Below are 17,126 nucleotides of genomic sequence, written 5' to 3'. Positions count from 1 at the left end.
GTTCTCTCACCTCCAACAGGTATGTATTATTCGGATGACTCGTGGGGTTTCTCTTCCGGTGCGGGCTTCACGCGCTGCATGTAGTAGGCCCCAACGAGAATGGCCAGTCCCACGAGGTCGGTGACCCAGCCCGGTTTGATCAGGGCGATGGCCGTTGCGGCAAGGACGAGACGTTCTACAAGATGGAGCTTGCGCATGTAGAAGGCCTGGACCGCGGCGGCCAGTGCGACCACCCCCAGCAATGCCGTACCCACAGAGAGGAGCACCTTGAGAAGCGGGGCCTGGAAGAGCAGCGCCGGGTTGTAGACGAACATGAAGGGGACGATGAACCCTGCCAGCGCGAGCCCCAGGGCGGCGAAGCCCGTTTTCATCGCGTTCGCTCCGGCCACACCCGCTCCGGCGTAGGCCGCCAGGGCCACCGGCGGTGTGACGTCGGCGATGACGCCGAAATAGAGGATAAAGAGGTGCCCCGCCAGCAGCGGCACATTCAGCTCCTTCAGAGCCGGGGCGGCCAGCGTGGAGAGGATGATGTACTTGGCCGTCGTGGGAAGCCCCATACCCAGGATGATGGAGGCTATCATCGTCAGGATCAGGGCCAGCCAGAGGATCCCCTGGGAGAGGCTGAGGATAAAGGAGGTGAAGGCCAGTCCCAGACCGGTGAGCCCGACGACGCCGATGATCAGCCCCGAACAGGCGCATGCTGCGGCGACCTCCACGGCGGCGATCCCGCCTTCGATCATCGCCTCCATGACCTTTTGAGGGGTCACCCGGTTTTCCCTGGGCCCCAGCCAGCTGGCGGCCACCAGGAGGACGATGGACCAGAAGACGGCCTTGATCGCCGAGTATCCCAGGGCGAGGAAAACGATCAGGATGATCACGGGGAAGAGCAGATGCCAGCCCCTTTTGAGCGTGTACCCTACGCGGGGAAGCTTGCTCTTGGGCATGCCCATGATGCCTTCCCGTCCCGCCCGGAAATGGACCATCATGAAGACGGAGAAGAAGTACAGCAGCGCCGGGATCGCCGCGGCGATGACAATGTTCCAGTAGGCCACCCCCAGAAACTGTGCCATGATGAAGGCGGCGGCGCCCATTACCGGCGGAAGGATCTGGCCTCCCGTCGACGAGGCCGCTTCCACCGCACCGGCGAAGAAGGGCGGGTACCCCACGCTTTTCATCAGCGGAATCGTGAAGGATCCTGTGGTGACCGTATTGGCGACAGAACTGCCTGAGACGCTTCCCATGAGGGCGCTGGAGACCACGGCGGCCTTGGCCGGCCCGCCCTTGGTGCGTCCGGTGAGCGCCATGGCCAGGTCGATGAAGAACTGGCCGGCGCCGGAAACCTGCAAAAAGGCTCCGAAGAGTACGAAAAGAAAGATGAACGAGGCGGAAACCCCTAAGGGTACCCCAAAGATGCCGTCGGTCCTGAGATACTCGTAGGGGGCAAGCTCGGAGAGAGGAAAGGCCGGATGTCGGAGGATGCCCGGAAGATGAGGCCCGAAGAGGGCGTAGAGGAGGGCGATGATCGCCACGATGGGAAGCGGCCATCCTACGGTCCGCCGGGTCGCGTCGATGGTGAGGATGATCATGATGGTGCCCAGGACGACATCCGTCTGGGTGGCGAAGCCCGCCCGGTTGGCGATTTCCGTCCAGTTGATGAGGATATAGAGGCAGCACCAGACAAACATGGCCATGGTTCCCCAGTCCCAGATGTCGATCCTGTCGCGGGGACGCTTTTTGGAGATAGGGTAGAGGAGGAAGATGATGCTCCCCATGAGCATCCAGTGGATGGAACGCTGCTTCATGGCGAAGAAGAGGCCGAAGGCTCCCGTGTAGAGGTGGAAGATGGAGGCGGCGATCGCCAGGCCTGCTATGACCCAGTACTGCCATCCCTCGAGATGGCGCTTGCCCCGTTCGATATCCTCCTGGAGTTTTTTGGCACGGGCTGCCTCCTCTTTCCCTTGCCGCTGCGAGGTGTCTTTGTATTCGTCCATTCCGTCTCACTCCTTGTTATGCAACCTCACCTGTTCCGTTGGCCTGAGGAAAAAAGCGGGGGCTGCGCGAGCCCCCGCTTCAGTGCTGCATTCTGCCGAATCAGCTATTTCGTGGGGCAGGGGTAGCCCTGCTCGTCGAAGTACTTGGCCGCGCCGGGGTGGAAGGGGATGATGCCCTTACTGGCTTCCTCGGGCACGAAGTGCTTGGCCTGCTGGGTGACGTCCATGAACTTGTCCCTGTTTTCGATGAGCACCTTGGTCAGGTTGTAGGCCATGTCCTTGTCCATATCCTTGTTGACGATCATGTAGTTGCCGTCGGCGATGGTCTTGGCCGGGGCCTCCATGCCGGGATAGGTGTCCGGGGTGATGGTGTAGGGCATCAGGAAGGGGTTGGTTTCCACGATCTTGTCCACGAGGGCGCTGGGCAGATCGATGAACTTGATCTTGCGGACCGAGGCCACATCCATGACGGCCGAGCCCGGTGCGGAGAAGTTCCAGAAAACGGCGTCCACGTTGCCGTCTTTCAGCGCCATGACGGCCTCGGGCTGGGTGAGCTGCGCTGCGTTGAAGTCCTCCTTGGGATCCATCCCCGCGGCGTCGAGGATCATGTGGGTCAGCACCTGGTTGCCGCTGCCCGGGGCGCCGATGGAAACGTCCTTGCCCCTGAGGTCCTCGAAGGTCTCGATCCCGCTGCCCTTGACGGTGAGGATGTGCTGGGGGGCGGGATACATGTTGAAGAGAATCCGCAGCGGCAGGGCCTGATTGAATGGGCCGGTGCCTTTGTAGGCCTGGTAGAGCGTGCTGCCCATGGCCATGCCGAGCTGGGCCCTGTCGGTGGCCACCAGCCGGGAGTTCTCCTTCGACGCCGCCGTGGTGCGCGATGTGGCGTCCACACCGATATCGGCGTTGCTCAATACCTCGGCCATCGAACCACCGAGCGGATAGTAGGTACCGCCCACCCCGCCGGAACCGATGGTGATAAAGGTCGTGGCAAAGGCCACGGAGGCAAAGGTCAACACCGCCGCTACTGTTCCAAGAATCATCAACCGTTTCATTACTGTTCAACTCCCCTTTCCTCTGTTGCTTCCTGCCGATTTGTTTCCCCTGCAGACGTCTTCTCCATTCCTCTTCGGGACGGTTGTCACGTCCTCTCTCCGAGCGAACCGATCACCCCCTTTGGCATGGTGTGTCCTCGCGGTTCCCGAAGCGCTCCTAGCGGTGGAGTTCGTGCCGTGCCGCGTCGAGGCCTTCCTCGAGCCGGTTCATGATCTCGTTGATCTCCTCTTCGGTGACCACCAGCGGCGGCGCGATCATGAATTGGTCCCCTGCGACACCATCCACCATGCCGCTGCCGGGATAGATCATCAGCCCCCGTTCGGCGCAGGTCCGTGCGGCCACCCAGGTGGCCTTGCGGGAAGCCGGGAAGGGTTCTCCGGTTTCCTTGTCGGCCACCAGCTCGACGCCGCGCATCAGTCCGAGGCCGCGGACGTCGCCCACCAGCGGGTGGTCGCGGAGACGCTCCATTCTGGAGCCCAGGAGGTCGCCCATACTCCTGGCGTTTGCCACCAGTTTGTGCTCCTTGATGTAGCGCACCACCGCCGCCACGGCGGTACCGCTCAGGGGGTTGCCGTTGTAGGTGTGGCCGTGCGTGAATGCCCCGCTCCCTTCCCGGATGGCGTCCGCGATGGCCTCGCGGACGATGATGCCTCCGGTGGGGACATAGCCCGCCGCCATTCCCTTGGCCACGGCGATGATATCGGGAATCACATCCCAGTGGTTGACGGCGAAGTACTCGCCGGTCCGGCCGAAGCCGGTCATGATCTCGTCGGCCACCAGGAGGATGTCATACCGGTTGCAGATCTCCCGGATCATCGGCCAGTACTCCTCGGGGGGATTGAGGGCCCCCACCGAGGAACCGACGACCGGTTCCGCAACGAAGGAGGCGATGTACTGCGGTCCGATCCGCTTGATCGCCCGTTCCACGTCCGTGGCGCAGCGGAGCCCGCAGGTGGGGTAGGTGAGTCCGTAGGGACAGCGGTAGCAGTAGTGGGTCGGCACCTTGGGCTGCTCCATGAACATGGGGGAGAAGAGGCGTCGCCGGGGCATGTTCCCGCCGACGGCCAGGGTCCCCAGGGTGCTCCCGTGGTAGGAGTTCCACCGGGCCAGGGTGAGATGCTTGGCGCTGCCCGCTCCGTCGCGCTCCACGTAGTACTGCCTGGCGAGCTTCACCGCCGACTCGATGGCCTCGCTGCCGCCGCTGACCAGCCAGAGGTAGTCCATATCCGCCGGTGTGATGGAGGCCACCTCCTCTGCCGCCTCCATTGCGGCCTTGTTCCGCCAACGCGAAGGATGCGCGAAGGTGAGCGTCTGGAGCTGCTGCTGCAGGGCCTCCACAATCTCGGGAACGCCGTGTCCCAGATTGGAGATCAGCGCGCCGCTGCAGCCGTCGATGTAGCGCTTTCCTTCCTCATCCTCGATGTAGATGCCCTCCGCCCGGACCGCCGTGGGCATGGCGCGCGCGAAGGATCGGGGAAAGACCTTGCCCTCCTGTGACATGTGTGCCAACACCTTTCTGCAAATGTTTGGGTTTCACCGCTTCTCCTTTAGCGTTTCTGCCGTAGGTAGATACCCTGTCCGGCCCAGAGCTCCTCGAAGTGTTCCAGGCGCTTTTCCACCCTGTCGTGGCCGACCCGCCCCGCCACCTCCAGCAGAAGGGCGTTGAGCACACTCATGGGGGTCGTGAAGGAGTCGATGAACGAAACCGGACTGTAGGGGGCCGTAAGGATCAGATCGGTGCTTTCGGCGACGGGGCTGGCCACGCTATCGGTGATGGCCCCGGTGGTGAGACCCTGTTCCTTCGCCTGCTGGAGGATCGCGACGGTTTCCGCCGTGTACCGGGGGAAACTGAGCCCCACGACGAACCATCCCTTCGGGCGCATGAGGAACCTCTCGCAGTGGAATTCCCCTTCCAGCAGCTCCACCTGTTCGTGGAGCCAGGAGAGATAGTAGGAAAGGTAGACAGCCAGGGATTTGGCGCTCCGCCGACCGACGACGAGAATCTGTTCCGCCTCGGCCAGGGCTTCCGCGAAGGCGCTGAGTTCGTGCTGGCTGACGTGTGAGGTGGCCTCGCCGAGGCAGCTGTGATCCATATGCATCGTGTAGGAGGCCAGTTCCTGCTCCGGCAGCTGTGTCTCTTCCTGAAAGCTCTGGAGCCGCTCCGCCGTGGACAGCTGGTTTTTCAGCTCCTCCTGCACCGCCCGCCGCAGCTCCGGATAGCCGGAGTAGCCGAGAAGCGTGGCGAAGCGCACCACTGTGGATTCGCTGACGTCCGTACGGTTCCCCAGTGCGGAGGCCGTGAGGAAGGCCGCCTCCCTCGGCTTGCTCAGCAGGAAGCGTGCGATGCGTGTCTGCCCTGCGGAGAGCTCCTTGAATCGGTCGTGTATCCGCTGTCGGATCATGGCTCCTCCAAGCAAGTAAGGTTACATCACTGTGGTCATCATGCAGGAAATCCTGCAACGGGGAAAGTATAGCCTTCATTCCCGGTATTGTCAAATGGCTATGCGGAGCCCCGCGATCGCCTTGGCGGAGAGGACCTTACATACCTTTACAGAGGTTGACCGCACCTTAACGCAGCCCGGTGTAGGATATGCATCGTCGGCGGAGCGGCGGGAAACGCGCGCTCCGACTGGAATCCAGAGGGAGGTTGATTGCGATGACGGTTTTGAAAAAAGGTGTTTTGGCTGGCGTTGCCGCGGTGTTTGCGGTGTCGCTGGCGGCGGGGGTGCTGCCGGCTTCGGCATACGGCCCCGGTCAGGGGATGAAGGGTGAAGGACGGTTCATGCAGGAGCGGCGGGACACCGACGAAAGAGCATGGCGCCACGATCCGGCATCCTCCGCGGGCATCCGTCGGGCGGGGCGCGGCGCAGGGATGATCGGCGGAGGACCCGGACTGGGCGGCATGTTCCTCGGAGGTATGGTCCAGGGACTGACCGATGAGGAGCGCGCAGCCATGGATGACCGCCGGCGTGCCTTTGCCGCGGCGCATCTCGATCTCTTGCAGCAGACCGGACGGGACTACGCGGCGATGGTCCGGGGTGTCGAGGTGGACAGGGAGGCGCTCCGCAGCGCCATGATCCGGCGGGAGCGGCTCTGGTATGCCGAGGTGGGGGATATGCTCTCTTCGCTTTCGGCGGAACGGCGGAGCGAACTGCTGGAACAGTGCGGCTCCCACCCCTACAGGAGAGACGATTCGCCCCGTTTTGTCACCGCTTTGGATGAAGCGGCAGGGACACTGGAGCTCTCCCCGCAGCAGCAGGAACAGCTGGCCGATCTCCGTTCCGGCGCGGATCTCGGTGCGGCCGTGGATGCGCTGAGGGAGCGTCGCACTGCCACCATGCAGACGCTGCTGCAGGATCCCACCGGCGGGGCCAGGCTGGATGAACTCGCCGCCGGCAACGCCGATGCCCTGTTGACGGTCACCGAATACGGCAGACAGTGGCGGGAGCGGCTGCCCGAGATCCTCACTCTGGACCAGTGGCGGAAGCTTGCGGTACTGCGGGGCGGACACCGCCGGGGCCCGGGGATGCAGGCCGGTCCCAGGCAGCGGGATGGCGGTCCCGGGGAGACAGCCCCCGGCCAGGGGATGCGCAGGGGGCAAGGGAAACACAGCTGGTAGCGACAGAGCCGCAGACAGGGTATGATGGTACTGCGTGGGCGCCCCCCGGGGCGCCCACGGCTATGTCCGGCGTTCCCTATGGTTTGCGGGAAGGCGCACCACCACCTCCAGGCCCTTTCCTGCGTTCCGTGCCTCCACATCCCCACCGTGGGCGGCGATCCCCTCTCTGACAATGGCCAGCCCGATGCCGGCTCCTCCCTCTCCCGGAGAGCGGGCGCTGTCGGAGCGGTAGAAGGGATCGAAGATGCTCTGCAGCTCTTCTTCGGGGACACCCTCTCCGAAATCCCGGATGCCCACGATGCACCGATCTCCCTCCCGTTTCAGGGTAGCCACAACCCCCGCATCGGGGTCGGTGTGGCGCAGGGCGTTGCGGAGGATGTTCTCGAAGGCCCTGTGCAGGAGTGTTCTGTCGCCGCGGACCGACACGCTTCCCGGTGATTGGAATGCGACGCGCTCTCTCCCCTGTTCGGTTTCCTCATAGGCGGTGTCGTCGATGATCTCACGCAGCAAGGCGTCCAGATCCACATCCTCGGTGTGGATCTCCTCGCGGCCGTTCTGGAGACGCACCAGAGACAGCAGCTGGGCGATCAGTGCTTCCATACGCCGGGATTCCAGCTCGATGCGGTCCAGGTGGCGCTCTGCCTGCCCTCCTCCTCCCCGCCGGGCCAGCTCCAGCGCCACCTGGAGACGCGCCAGAGGACTCCGCAGCTCGTGGGAGATGTCACGGAGGAGCCTGCGCTGTCCATTGACGAGCCCTTCGATGCGGGAGGCCATGTAGTTCATGCTCCGGCCGAGTTCTGCCAGTTCGTCCTTTCCGGCGAGCATCGGGCCCTCTACCCGGGCGGTGAGGTCGCCGCCTGCAAGATGGAGGGAGGTCTCCTGAAGCCGCCGCATGGGACGGGCCAGATGGTCCGCCAGCAGAACACAGAAGAGTGTGCCCGCCGCCACAATGAGGCCGAACCACCAGAGAAGGGGGAGCGCGGTGCGGGGTGGCGCCCCCTCAGGCGGGGGACGGAGAAAGCCTACGGCGAGGTAGGTTTCCCCCGAAGGCCCGGTGACGGCGGCCTTCGCCGTGGGCATGCCGCGGTCGATGGCGAAGTTTTCGTCGCTGCGCCGCATCCGCTCCACCATCCTGGAAAACATCGGTGACTGACCGCCTGGGGTGAGGGGGATTCCCTCGTTCCCCAGGAGAATGAGATGGAGTTCCGTCTCCTGTCGCAGCCTGTGGGCGAAATCGCGGAGGCCTCGACGTCCCTCTTCTTCGTAGAGCGCCGCCGCCCGCTCTCCCTGCGTGGCCACGGCGTGGCGGAGGAGCTCCTTGCGTCCCGAGAAGAGGAGGCCCTCCCGGGTGAGCAGGATGGTCACCGCCGTGCCGCCGAGCCCGGCTACCAGCATGGCGATGAGAAACCAGAACAGGATCCGGCGGAAGAGGCCGGAGCGAAGGCTAATCATGAGGGTCTTCGCCCCTGTGCGGGAAGGTGTACATGTACCCCTCCCCCCGGATGGTCCGGATCCGCTCCGTACCGTCGGGATGGGGGCCGAGTTTCTTGCGCAGATTGCTCACATGGACGTCGATGGTCCGGTCGAAGGGGGTAAGGGGACGTCCCATGGCGTTTCTGCTCAGAGCCTGTCGGCTGCAGACACCTCCGGCCTGGTTGAAGAGCACCTCCAGAATCTTGAACTCCGTAGTGGTGAGCTCCAGCTGCCGCTCCCCCAGCCAGGCGGTATAGGCCCCGCTGGAGAGCGTCAGGTCGCCCCCGATCCGGGCCTGCCGGCCTTCGGTGGGGAGGGTGCGACGGAGGATGGAGCGGATCCTGGCGGCCAGTTCCCGGGGATTGCAGGGTTTGGGGAGATAGTCGTCGGCGCCGAGCTCCAGGCCGAGGATGCGGTCCACGTCGTCGCCCCTGGCGGTGAGGATCAGGACGGGGATGGAGGACCGGCCCCGCAGGGACCGGAGGAGGTCCAGCCCCGGCAGGCCGGGGAGCATCAGATCCAGGACCACCAGGTGATGTCCGCCGTCGAGGGCCCGCCGGAGTCCCTCGTCTCCTTCGTGGACGCATTCCACGGCGAACCCTTCGCCCTCCAGGTACTCCCCCAGGAGTCCGCAGAGCTCCCGGTCGTCCTCGATCAGCAGAAGCCGTTTCGTATGTTCTTCGGCCATGGTGTCCGTTCGTTCCTTTCCGTGGGGATCCCCATTTTCAGTATACCGCCGCCGTCGGCATCTGTCGCGTCGGGCGGACATACGACAAACCCGCGGGTTCGAAGGAACCCGCGGGCCGTGGGTGGGTGGTACGCTCCAGGATCTCGTGGGGGAGGGGTGTCTACTGCACGAGACCCTCGAGGCTCTGGGGGACATTGTCCTCGCCGTGCACCCGTTCGGGGCCGACGATACCCTGTCCCATACTCTCGAAGACAGCCAGACCATGGTCGGGGGAGAGGACAAACTGCATGAACCGCGATGCCAGGTCCGGATGGGGTGCTGTTGTGGGGATGGTGCAGCCGTAGACGATGGGCTGCCCCTTGGTGATGATTGTCTCCCCGGGTTCCCTGCCGGCCCGTTCCACCTCGGCGGTGGAGTAGAGGTCGGCGTAGGCGGGATCGCTGAGGTTGATCTCCGGCGGGAAGGTGACGTAGGGAAGACCATGCTGGACGGCCACGGACTTGTACTCGAAGGCATAGTCCATGGCGCCGGTGTCCACCTGGGCGATCAGCTCGATGGCCTTCGGCCGGACACCCCTGCCGGGATGGGCCATGGCCTCCTCGTGGAGATCGGGCCGATCGTAGTAGTCCTCGGCCAGCTGGAGCACCATCAGGGCGCGGTAGCCGCAGGGATCGGCATCGGGGTTGGAGTGCCCCCAGGTGACGTCGTCGCGCATCAGGATCTCGTACCAGTTGTCGCTGTCGACCTCGTCGGCGTACTTCGATTGGGGGCCGTACATGAGGGCCAGTTCGTTGCTGGCGAACATGGCGTTCCAGTCGGCGTATTCGGGCCGCAGGAGCCGTTCGATGACCATGTAGTCCGCCGAAAAGTAGCAGTCGCATTCCCCGTCCAGGTCGATGATCTTCCTGGCCATGGACGCGCTGCCGCCGGCCTCGCGGAGCACGTCGATACCGGGATTGGCCTTCTCGAACCGGTCCTCGATGGCCTTCATTGGAGCGCTGAGGCTGCCTGCATGGAAGACGATCAGCTTCTCCGCCGCCGAGGCGGGGATCGCCGTCAGGATCGCCAGACAGAACACCGCCGCTACGATAAACCCTTTCCGCATTCCTCTCATAGGTGCACCTCCGTATGTGGTGTGTGGTGGATCTATGGACCAAGGCTCAGGAGAACCCTGCCATCTAGAAGATATGAACGGCCTCCGGCTTGAAACGCATACAGGCCGTTTCGCCGGGATGGAGCCCCAGCTCCATGAAGGAGCTGGCGAGAACGTGGGCGAAGAGGCGGATATCCGCTGTCTCCAGCAGGACTTCCAGCGCTACATCCCGGGGGGTAACGGAGATGATCCGCCCCCAGAAGCAGTTCACGGCGTCGCTCGCCCCCGGCCTGGCGGCAAGGATGATGTTCTCCGGCCGGATGCCGATGAATCCCTCCCGCTGGGCGACCTCCCGTCCCAGGAGTAGTTCCGTTCCCCCTTCGAGCAGTGCGTACCGGCCGTGAAGCGAGGCCTGGAAGATGTTTTTCATCCCCACAAAGGCCGCTACCTCCCGGTTGGCCGGCGTATGGAAGACCTCGGCCACCCCGCCTTTCTGCTGCAGTCTTCCCTGCTGCAGTACGGCCACCTGGTTGCCCAGGGAGAGCACCTCGCCGAAATCGTGGGTCACCATGAGGATCGTCACCCCCGCTTCGTGGACGGAGCGGAGGTGCTCCTGCAGCTCCTCCCGGAATCTTGGATCCAGCGAGGAGAGCGGTTCGTCCAGCAGGAGCAGCGACGGTTTCACCGCCAGCGCCCTGGCCAGGGCCACCCGCTGCTGCTCTCCTCCCGAGAGGGTTTCCGGGTTGCGTCGCAGGAGATGATCCAGCCGTAGTGTCTCGATGAGGTGGGCCACATGGTTCTCGTCCCGTTCGTCGGCGAAGCGGAGCCCGTAGCGGATGTTCTGCTCAACGCTCAGGTGGGGGAAGAGGGCGTAGTCCTGGTAGACCAGGGCGATGCCCCGTCGCTCCGGCGGCTCTGCGGTGATGTCCCGGCCACTGACGGTGATGGTTCCCGAGGCGAGGGGCTGCAGACCGGCGATGGATTCCAGCAGCATGGTCTTGCCCGCACCGCTGGGGCCCACCAGCATGAAGAATTCCCCTTCCTCGACGCGGACGGACAGCGGTTCCAGCGTGAAACCCGGCAGCCGGACGGTGACATCCTTCAGTGTGATCACGACGATTCGCCCCTCCCGATGCGGATCCTTCCGGCCAGCAGCCGGAGGGTGACGAACATGAAGAGCGAGATGCAGATCAGCTGGACGGCGATGGGGGAGGAGTACTTGAGCCCGAAGGTCTGGAAGCGGTCGTAGATCAATACCGGTGCCACCATGGGATGGTAGGCGATGATCACGATGGCGCCGAACTCGCTCACCGCTCTGGCCCAGGACATGATGAGCCCCGAGAAGATCCCCCGTCTGGCCAGCGGCAGGGTGATGTGGAAGAACGTATAGGGCATGGAGCCCCCCAGTGTGCGGCTCACCTTCTCCAGATGCGGCGAGACACCCGCAAAGGCGTCCCGTGCCGAATCGACATAGAAGGGGATGCTCACGAAGATACAGGCCAGGACGATCCCCGTGGCGCTGTTGATCGGCTGGAGCCCCAGGCTCTTGATCAGCGCACCCAGCGGCGCCTTCGGCGAGATCACCAGGAGCACGGCGATCCCGGCCACGGTGTGGGGTACCATGATGGGCAGATCGATGACGGCCTCCAGGACGGACTTGCCCCGGAACTCCCTCCGGGCCAGCAGATAGGCCAGCGGTGTGCCGAAGAGCGCGATGATTCCGGTGGACGCCGCGGCGGTCCAGATGCTGCGCCAGAGGGCTCCGAGCACCTCGGGTTCCCGGGCGCTGGAGGCCACGATCCCCCAGTCGGCCCGGAGGAACATGTTGAGCAGCGGCCAGACCACATAGGCCACAAGGAACGAGCCCATGAGGACGGGAAACCAGGCCCGGCTTTTAAACATTCGCATTGACATCCCACCAAATACAAAAAAAGATCCTCCCACGGCAGAAAGGGAGGATCAGAAATCCACGTTCTCCTTTCCACACCGGGAGGCGACGCCGTTTCCAGCGCCACCCTGTCGGCCCCGCCGCCACCCAGATGGAAGGCCGCGGGGCTCGGAGAAAACATATGATTTTTTAAAGGTGAAAAACAGATGCGTACCGCCCCTGGATGTGCTGATTCCACCAGAACGAACAGCACGACGGGACTACCGTTTTCGGAGAGGACACCGCAGTAGAGAATCCGGACGGCACCTTTCAGCGTTAAAGTCTACATGTTTGCCGGGCTTTTCGCAAGGGAGTCCCCGCCGTTGCGTTCCTGTCGGACTGATGGTCAGGTGTGCCACAGGAACGGGAGCCCTTTGCCCGGCGTTGTTGCGCGAGGATGTTACAGGAGATGCAGATGGCGCTGGGCCGTTATTCCTGCAGGTGAGTGTTAGAGAGGCGTACAATCATTGTGGTAGTGAGAATGACCTTGGGAGGTGGGGGCTACGGTAAGAATCGGGGCAGCGCCATTACTCCCGATATGCTGGAGGGTCTCCCCATAGGGCTGGAACGTACCGGTCCCGCGCCGACGGCGACCCCCACAGCCGTTCCGATGACCGGGGGCGGAGGAGGCTGTACAGTCGGGTTTGGCCAAGGGTTGATGCTGTGTCTCCTGGCTGTTCCGGTGGCGGCCCTGCTGCGGAGATAACATGGGGATATAACGTTTTCTTTTCCGATAGATGCAACCGTCTGTGAAGAACGTTCCCACCATCTTTCCTGGAGAGCTGCAGAAATGGTGCTGTATAATCGAACTGCAATCTATCCTGGAGGACAGGGGCAGCGCAGCCTTCTGTCGGGAGGGATCTTCGGTGAAAGGGAACGGCAGTACTGCGGTAGCGCTCCGGATAGCGGGGCTGTTTGTCCTGTTCGGGGTATTGTGGATCCTCTTCTCCGATCACATCGTCATGCTGGTCGGAGAGGTGCCTGCTGCGCTGAATCGCCTTCAGACCATCAAGGGGGTCTTCTTTGTCCTGGCCAGCGGTGCGCTGCTCTTTCTCTTCGCCCGCCGGGAGGTGGGCAGACGTCTGGAGCTGGAGCGGTCGCTGGTGACCGAAGCGCAGGAATCCTTCAGCCGGCTGGAGCGCCTTGTTGCCGTCTCCGGCCAGGGGCTGTGGGAGTACTTCCCTGGGAGCGATCGGTTTCGCCCAACCAGAAGTTTTCGGGGGATGCTTGGATACCCGGCGGAGGAAGAAGATATCCCCGGTGAACCTCTGGAAGACTGGCTGCTTCTGTCGCACCCGGATGACAGAGGACGTGCCCGCAGCTTTCTCCGTGCGGTAACGGCGGAAGAAGCCGGCGGAAAGAGGTTGATGCATTCCGCCTACGACCGGGAGGGAAGGCTCCGCTGGTTCGCCTCCGCCGGGATCGGGGTCCCGGCTTCGGGGGTGTCCCCCGCCCATGTACTGGGTCTGAGTATGGACATGACGGACTGGAAGGCCTCCGAAGAGAAGCTGGAGCGATCCCGCGCACTCCTGCGGGCGACGGTGGAATCGGTGGGAGACGGTATCCTCGTGGTGGATGGGGAGCACAGCCCGTTGCTGTCCAATCGGCGGTTCCGTCTGATCTGGGGCTTTCCGGTAGAGGAGGAGACGCTTCCACCGCTGGAATCCCGGAAGGAGCGCTACAAGCAGAGGCTTTCCGATGCGGACGCCTTCCTGGAGAGCGTGGACGCACTCTATACGGCGGAACGGGAGGACGAGGAGGGCTACGACCTGCTCCACTTCCACGACGGCCGGGTCTTTGAGTGGTACTCGGTGCCCTTCCGGGTGGGTCGGGAGACCGCAGGCAGGGTCTGGACCTTCCGCGACCTCACCGACCGGGAGCAGGCGCTCGTGGAGTTGCAGCAGTCGGTGGAGGAGAAGGAGGCGCTCCTCCGGGAGGTGCACCACCGGGTCAAGAACAACCTGCAGGTGGTGAGCAGTCTCCTCCATCTGCAGATGGATACCCTGAACGAAGGGGCGGCCAGGGAAGCCCTGATGGAGAGCCGGAACAGGGTCAAGAGCATGTCTCTGGTCCACGAGCGGCTCTACCGGTCCCAGCGTCTCTCCTCCATCAACGTTCCCGAGTATCTGAAGGCCCTGGAACGACATATCCGCACCTCCTACGAGGCGAGGAGCGGCAACATAAAGACTATGGTGGAAGGTGGCCCGGTGGAACTCGATGTGGACAGCGCCATCTCCGCGGGGCTGCTGGTGACGGAGCTGCTGAGCAATGCCTTCAAGCATGCCTTCCCGGATGGCCGCTCGGGGACGGTCTGCGTCAGGGTGACGGCGGAAGGACAGAGCGAGGTTGTTCTCTCCGTGGAGGATGACGGTATCGGCCTGCCTCCGGGCTTCGATGTGGAGCAGACCGAGACTCTGGGCCTGAAGATGGTGACGTTGCTTGCCAGGCAGCTGAACGGGAGCCTGGATGTAGAAGGGCCGCCGGGGGTGCGCTATACCGTCCGCATCCCCGTGGGTGACCGGGCGAGGACACTCCAGGGGCTCTCCCCCCGCCGGTCCGGCCGGGAGCAGGCAAGGGGAGAGCAGCGATGACGATCAGGGGGACTGCTCCCGCAGTCTCTCTGTGAAGCTCCGGCCGGTGGGGGAGACGGCGAGGCCGCCCCGGGCCGTCTCCCGCAGTGTTTCCGGCAGAGCGCGGCCCACGGCGCCCATGGTGTCGATCACCTCGTCTGCCGGTATGGCCGAGCGAACACCGGCCAAGGCCATATCGGCGCCGATGGCGGAAAGCGCGACGAGCGTGCCGTTTCGGACAATGCAGGGCACCTCCACCAGGCCGCCTACAGGGTCACAGACCAGGCCGAGCAGCGATTTGAGAGTCAGTGCCGCCGCCTGGGAGATTTGGTCGGCGTTGCCGCCCCTGAGCTGGACCAGCGCCCCGGCACCCATCGCTGCGGCGGCGCCGCATTCGGCCTGGCAGCCGCCGGATGCCCCTGCCAGTGTGGCCCGTTCGGCGATGACGTTCCCGATGCCGGCGGCGGTGATCAGGGCGTCCACCAGGGCCGCCTCCCCCGGTTTGAAGTGGTGGTCGTAGCTGAAGAGGATCCCCGGAAGGATACCGCAGCTTCCCGCCGTGGGAGCGGCCACGATCCGCCCCATACAGGCGTTGCTCGCCGCCACGGCCAGGGCGATCCGGCCGGCCTCCAGGATGACCCCTCCCGAGAGCGGCCCCTCTGCGGGGCGGTACTCCCCGAGAAGAGGGGCCCGGTTTTCCACAAGCTGGGGTTCCCGGTCCGTGGAGAGCGCTTCCTCCACGGATCTGCGCATGTCGGCGAGACGGGAGGCCATTGCTTCCCGCTGGTGTTCCGGAGATTGGCCGGACTCCTGTTCTTTGGTGTGCAGTATCGTCTTGGGGAGGGAGCACTGCCATTCCTTGCAGAGGGTGGTCAGTTCGTCCAGCGAGCGCATGTCAGTCGCCTCCTTCCGGGGCGAGGAAGAGCACACGCAGCAGCGAGGGGTGGGCGTTCCGGACACGATCGGCCACGTCGCGTTCCGTACCGGCGTCCATCTCGATGGCCATGGAGGCCAGACCGCCCCGGGTCTTGCGGGCCAGCGTGGGGGTGGCGATGTTGATCTCCATCCCGGTGAGGACCGAGGTGACCACCGAGGCGACGCCGGGGCTGTCCCTGTGGAAGGTGACCAGCGTGGGCAGCTCGCCGGTGAGCCGGAGCCGGAAGCCGTCGATCTCCTGCAGCTCCACCGCTCCGCCCCCGACGGAGGCCCCCAGAACCTCCATCCCCTCGTCCTTCCCGCTGCGGAAGACGAAGCGCGCCGAATTCGGGTGGGCGCCGTCCACCTCCTCGGTGTGGAAGGTGTAGACCAGCTGTCGTTCTTCGGCGACCTGGTAGGCCGACCGGATCTGCGGGTCGTCGGGGTCCATCCCCATGAGCCCCGCCAGAAGCGCCCTGTCTGTCCCGTGTCCCTTGCCGGTGGTGGCGAAACTCCCCCGCAGATAGATCTCCACCGAACCCTCCGTGGTCCCCCAGCAGGTCCGGGCCAGCTTGCCCAGACGGGCTGCTCCCGCCGTATGACTGGAAGAGGGGCCGATCATCACCGGTCCGATGATCTCTTCAAGAAGCATTGCCGTCATCGTCCTCTCTGTGGGTGTTCTCAGGCGTTGCCGTTTCGGTACGCCACAGCTCCTTGAGCTCCCTGATTCGGACCGCCCCCTTGAAGTTGCGCGGGACGGCGCCGAAGCGGAGCCGGTCAGGCCTGGCCCCCCTGGAGACCTTCCGCCGCGCCTCCTCGATGAAGGATCGCCGGAGCTCTGCCTCGGTTTCCCTGTCGAGCCGGCTGGTGTCGATGGTCACGCAGCAGCTGTCCTCGTGTTCGCTCTCCATGCGCATCCCCACGACGGCCAGATCCACGCTTGACGGGGCGATCCCGTAGCGTTTCTCCAGGAATGCGGTCAGTTCGGCGCTGATCTGGTCACAGGCGTAGTTCGCCCCGCCCCGGATCACCAGGGCCGAATCCCTGCCCAGCCAGTAGTGGTCCCTTCCACCGTCGGCCGGACTGGTCAGGGTGAAGCCGATGTCGCCGAAACCCAGATACCAGCCGTCCCGAAGCACCTCCCGGGTCGCTTCGGTGTCGTTGAGATAGCCGGCCATGACGTGTCCGCCCCGGGCGATGAGATAGCCTTCCTCGCCGTTGGGGCAGGGGACGAGGTAGCCTGCGTCGGCAGGGTCCGTGCTCCTGACGACCGCCGCCTCGGTATGCGGGGGATGGGGACGCCCGATGTAGTAGCCCGGCGAAGGGGTATGGTGCCAGCCGCGCCGGAAGGCCTCCATGGACTCCTCCGGGGAGAGCGAGGTCGGTGTCCCCAGAGCCTGCAGACAGGTCTCGGTGGAGCCGAAGCGGACCAGCGGCGGGCGTCCCGTCCACGCTCGAATCCGCTCCACTGTGGTCGGGCCCACCGGGGCGGAACCGAGCAGGAAATGCACCCGCGGGAGGACCTCCCGCAGTCTCTCTTCCGGTATGGGGAGCGCGCCCTCCTCCGCCAGGTTGTGGAGGAAATCGATGTGTCGGGCCACCGCCGGAGCGAGAAGCTCCCCTCCGCTGGAGGCGGCCTCTGCGAGGACCCTCCAGTAGGCGGTGCCGTACCGGGGCAGCATGTGGATGACGGCGCCCGGCTCCCGCATGCACCAGTCGGAGAGGGCCGAGGAGTTGGCGTGGTGCAGGGGGTTGGCCATCACCAGCTGGAGGGGACGGAGCCCCAGCGGGGCG

General features: G+C 64.5%; 14 protein-coding genes and 1 riboswitch. Of the genes, 2 read left to right on the top strand and 12 right to left on the bottom strand.

All coding sequences use genetic code 11. The features are described 5' to 3' along the window. Positions 1-26: 26 nt before the first annotated feature. From K9L28_03255 to K9L28_03240, 4 genes are all read right to left on the bottom strand, one after another. The gene (locus K9L28_03255; protein ID MCF7935348.1) at positions 27-1,991 is read right to left on the bottom strand and encodes a TRAP transporter permease; all 1,965 of its coding nucleotides are present in this window, start codon (positions 1,989-1,991) and stop codon (positions 27-29) included. 104 nt (positions 1,992-2,095) lie between these two features. Next, positions 2,096-3,046: a TAXI family TRAP transporter solute-binding subunit gene (locus tag K9L28_03250; protein MCF7935347.1), complete on the bottom strand. Its 951-nt coding sequence runs from the start codon at positions 3,044-3,046 to the stop codon at positions 2,096-2,098. A gap of 157 nt (positions 3,047-3,203) precedes the next feature. Further along, positions 3,204-4,547: an aspartate aminotransferase family protein gene (locus K9L28_03245; GenBank protein ID MCF7935346.1), complete on the bottom strand. Its 1,344-nt coding sequence runs from the start codon at positions 4,545-4,547 to the stop codon at positions 3,204-3,206. A gap of 47 nt (positions 4,548-4,594) precedes the next feature. Continuing rightward, the gene (locus tag K9L28_03240; GenBank protein MCF7935345.1) at positions 4,595-5,449 is read right to left on the bottom strand and encodes a MurR/RpiR family transcriptional regulator; all 855 of its coding nucleotides are present in this window, start codon (positions 5,447-5,449) and stop codon (positions 4,595-4,597) included. A 254-nt stretch (positions 5,450-5,703) separates the two neighbouring features. Here K9L28_03240 and K9L28_03235 point away from each other — a divergent pair, with 254 nt between their 5' ends. Continuing rightward, positions 5,704-6,666 (top strand): hypothetical protein, encoded by a 963-nt coding sequence (locus K9L28_03235; protein ID MCF7935344.1) that lies wholly within the window; start codon positions 5,704-5,706, stop codon positions 6,664-6,666. A gap of 60 nt (positions 6,667-6,726) precedes the next feature. Here the strand turns inward: K9L28_03235 and K9L28_03230 are convergent, their stop codons facing one another. From K9L28_03230 to K9L28_03210, 5 genes are all read right to left on the bottom strand, one after another. Further along, on the bottom strand, positions 6,727-8,118 hold the full coding sequence (locus tag K9L28_03230; protein ID MCF7935343.1) for a HAMP domain-containing protein: 1,392 nt from the start codon (positions 8,116-8,118) through the stop codon (positions 6,727-6,729). After that, the gene (locus K9L28_03225) at positions 8,111-8,827 is read right to left on the bottom strand and encodes a response regulator transcription factor (GenBank protein MCF7935342.1); all 717 of its coding nucleotides are present in this window, start codon (positions 8,825-8,827) and stop codon (positions 8,111-8,113) included. Before K9L28_03225 ends, K9L28_03230 begins: the two co-directional genes overlap by 8 nt. 160 nt (positions 8,828-8,987) lie before the next feature. Further along, on the bottom strand, positions 8,988-9,941 hold the full coding sequence (locus tag K9L28_03220; protein ID MCF7935341.1) for a substrate-binding domain-containing protein: 954 nt from the start codon (positions 9,939-9,941) through the stop codon (positions 8,988-8,990). A 64-nt stretch (positions 9,942-10,005) separates the two neighbouring features. Beyond that, positions 10,006-11,034, bottom strand: a complete 1,029-nt coding sequence (locus K9L28_03215) for an ABC transporter ATP-binding protein (protein MCF7935340.1) — start codon at positions 11,032-11,034, stop codon at positions 10,006-10,008. Beyond that, positions 11,031-11,828 carry an ABC transporter permease gene (locus tag K9L28_03210; GenBank protein MCF7935339.1) on the bottom strand — a complete coding sequence of 266 codons (798 nt, stop codon included), beginning with the start codon at positions 11,826-11,828 and terminating at the stop codon, positions 11,031-11,033. Before K9L28_03210 ends, K9L28_03215 begins: the two co-directional genes overlap by 4 nt. Positions 11,829-11,878: 50 nt before the next feature. Continuing rightward, positions 11,879-11,994: riboswitch (molybdenum cofactor riboswitch) on the bottom strand. 719 nt (positions 11,995-12,713) lie between these two features. Here K9L28_03210 and K9L28_03205 point away from each other — a divergent pair. Beyond that, entirely contained in the window at positions 12,714-14,438 is a 1,725-nt protein-coding gene (locus K9L28_03205; GenBank protein MCF7935338.1) for a hypothetical protein, read from the top strand. 3 nt (positions 14,439-14,441) lie between these two features. Here K9L28_03205 and sdaAA read toward each other — a convergent pair whose 3' ends face one another. The 3 genes from sdaAA to K9L28_03190 all read right to left on the bottom strand — a co-directional run. After that, on the bottom strand, positions 14,442-15,311 hold the full coding sequence (sdaAA, locus tag K9L28_03200) for an L-serine ammonia-lyase, iron-sulfur-dependent, subunit alpha (protein MCF7935337.1): 870 nt from the start codon (positions 15,309-15,311) through the stop codon (positions 14,442-14,444). A 1-nt stretch (position 15,312) separates the two neighbouring features. Continuing rightward, positions 15,313-15,984, bottom strand: coding sequence for an L-serine ammonia-lyase, iron-sulfur-dependent subunit beta (sdaAB, locus tag K9L28_03195; protein MCF7935336.1), 672 nt, complete (start codon positions 15,982-15,984; stop codon positions 15,313-15,315). After that, positions 15,974-17,126, bottom strand: a 1,153-nt coding sequence (locus K9L28_03190; protein ID MCF7935335.1) for an AMP-binding protein, incomplete at its 5' end; no start/stop codon positions are given. The genes K9L28_03190 and sdaAB, both read right to left, overlap by 11 nt.

The sequence above is a fragment of the Synergistales bacterium genome, assembly GCA_021736445.1.
Classification (GTDB): Bacteria; Synergistota; Synergistia; order Synergistales; family Aminiphilaceae; genus JAIPGA01.
Note: the sequence above shows the minus strand (reverse complement) of the source record. Positions and strands in the feature narration are given on the sequence as shown.

Bases quoted from the DNA above. Each gene is read 5' to 3' on its own strand.
- K9L28_03255 (MCF7935348.1), bottom strand. From the start codon at position 1,991: ATGGACGAATACAAAGACACCTCGCAGCGGCAAGGGAAAGAGGAGGCA.
- K9L28_03250 (MCF7935347.1), bottom strand. From the start codon at position 3,046: ATGAAACGGTTGATGATTCTTGGAACAGTAGCGGCGGTGTTGACCTTT.
- K9L28_03245 (MCF7935346.1), bottom strand. From the start codon at position 4,547: ATGTCACAGGAGGGCAAGGTCTTTCCCCGATCCTTCGCGCGCGCCATG.
- K9L28_03240 (MCF7935345.1), bottom strand. From the start codon at position 5,449: ATGATCCGACAGCGGATACACGACCGATTCAAGGAGCTCTCCGCAGGG.
- K9L28_03235 (MCF7935344.1), top strand. From the start codon at position 5,704: ATGACGGTTTTGAAAAAAGGTGTTTTGGCTGGCGTTGCCGCGGTGTTT.
- K9L28_03230 (MCF7935343.1), bottom strand. From the start codon at position 8,118: ATGATTAGCCTTCGCTCCGGCCTCTTCCGCCGGATCCTGTTCTGGTTT.
- K9L28_03225 (MCF7935342.1), bottom strand. From the start codon at position 8,827: ATGGCCGAAGAACATACGAAACGGCTTCTGCTGATCGAGGACGACCGG.
- K9L28_03220 (MCF7935341.1), bottom strand. From the start codon at position 9,941: ATGAGAGGAATGCGGAAAGGGTTTATCGTAGCGGCGGTGTTCTGTCTG.
- K9L28_03210 (MCF7935339.1), bottom strand. From the start codon at position 11,828: ATGCGAATGTTTAAAAGCCGGGCCTGGTTTCCCGTCCTCATGGGCTCG.
- sdaAA (MCF7935337.1), bottom strand. From the start codon at position 15,311: ATGCGCTCGCTGGACGAACTGACCACCCTCTGCAAGGAATGGCAGTGC.
- sdaAB (MCF7935336.1), bottom strand. From the start codon at position 15,984: ATGCTTCTTGAAGAGATCATCGGACCGGTGATGATCGGCCCCTCTTCC.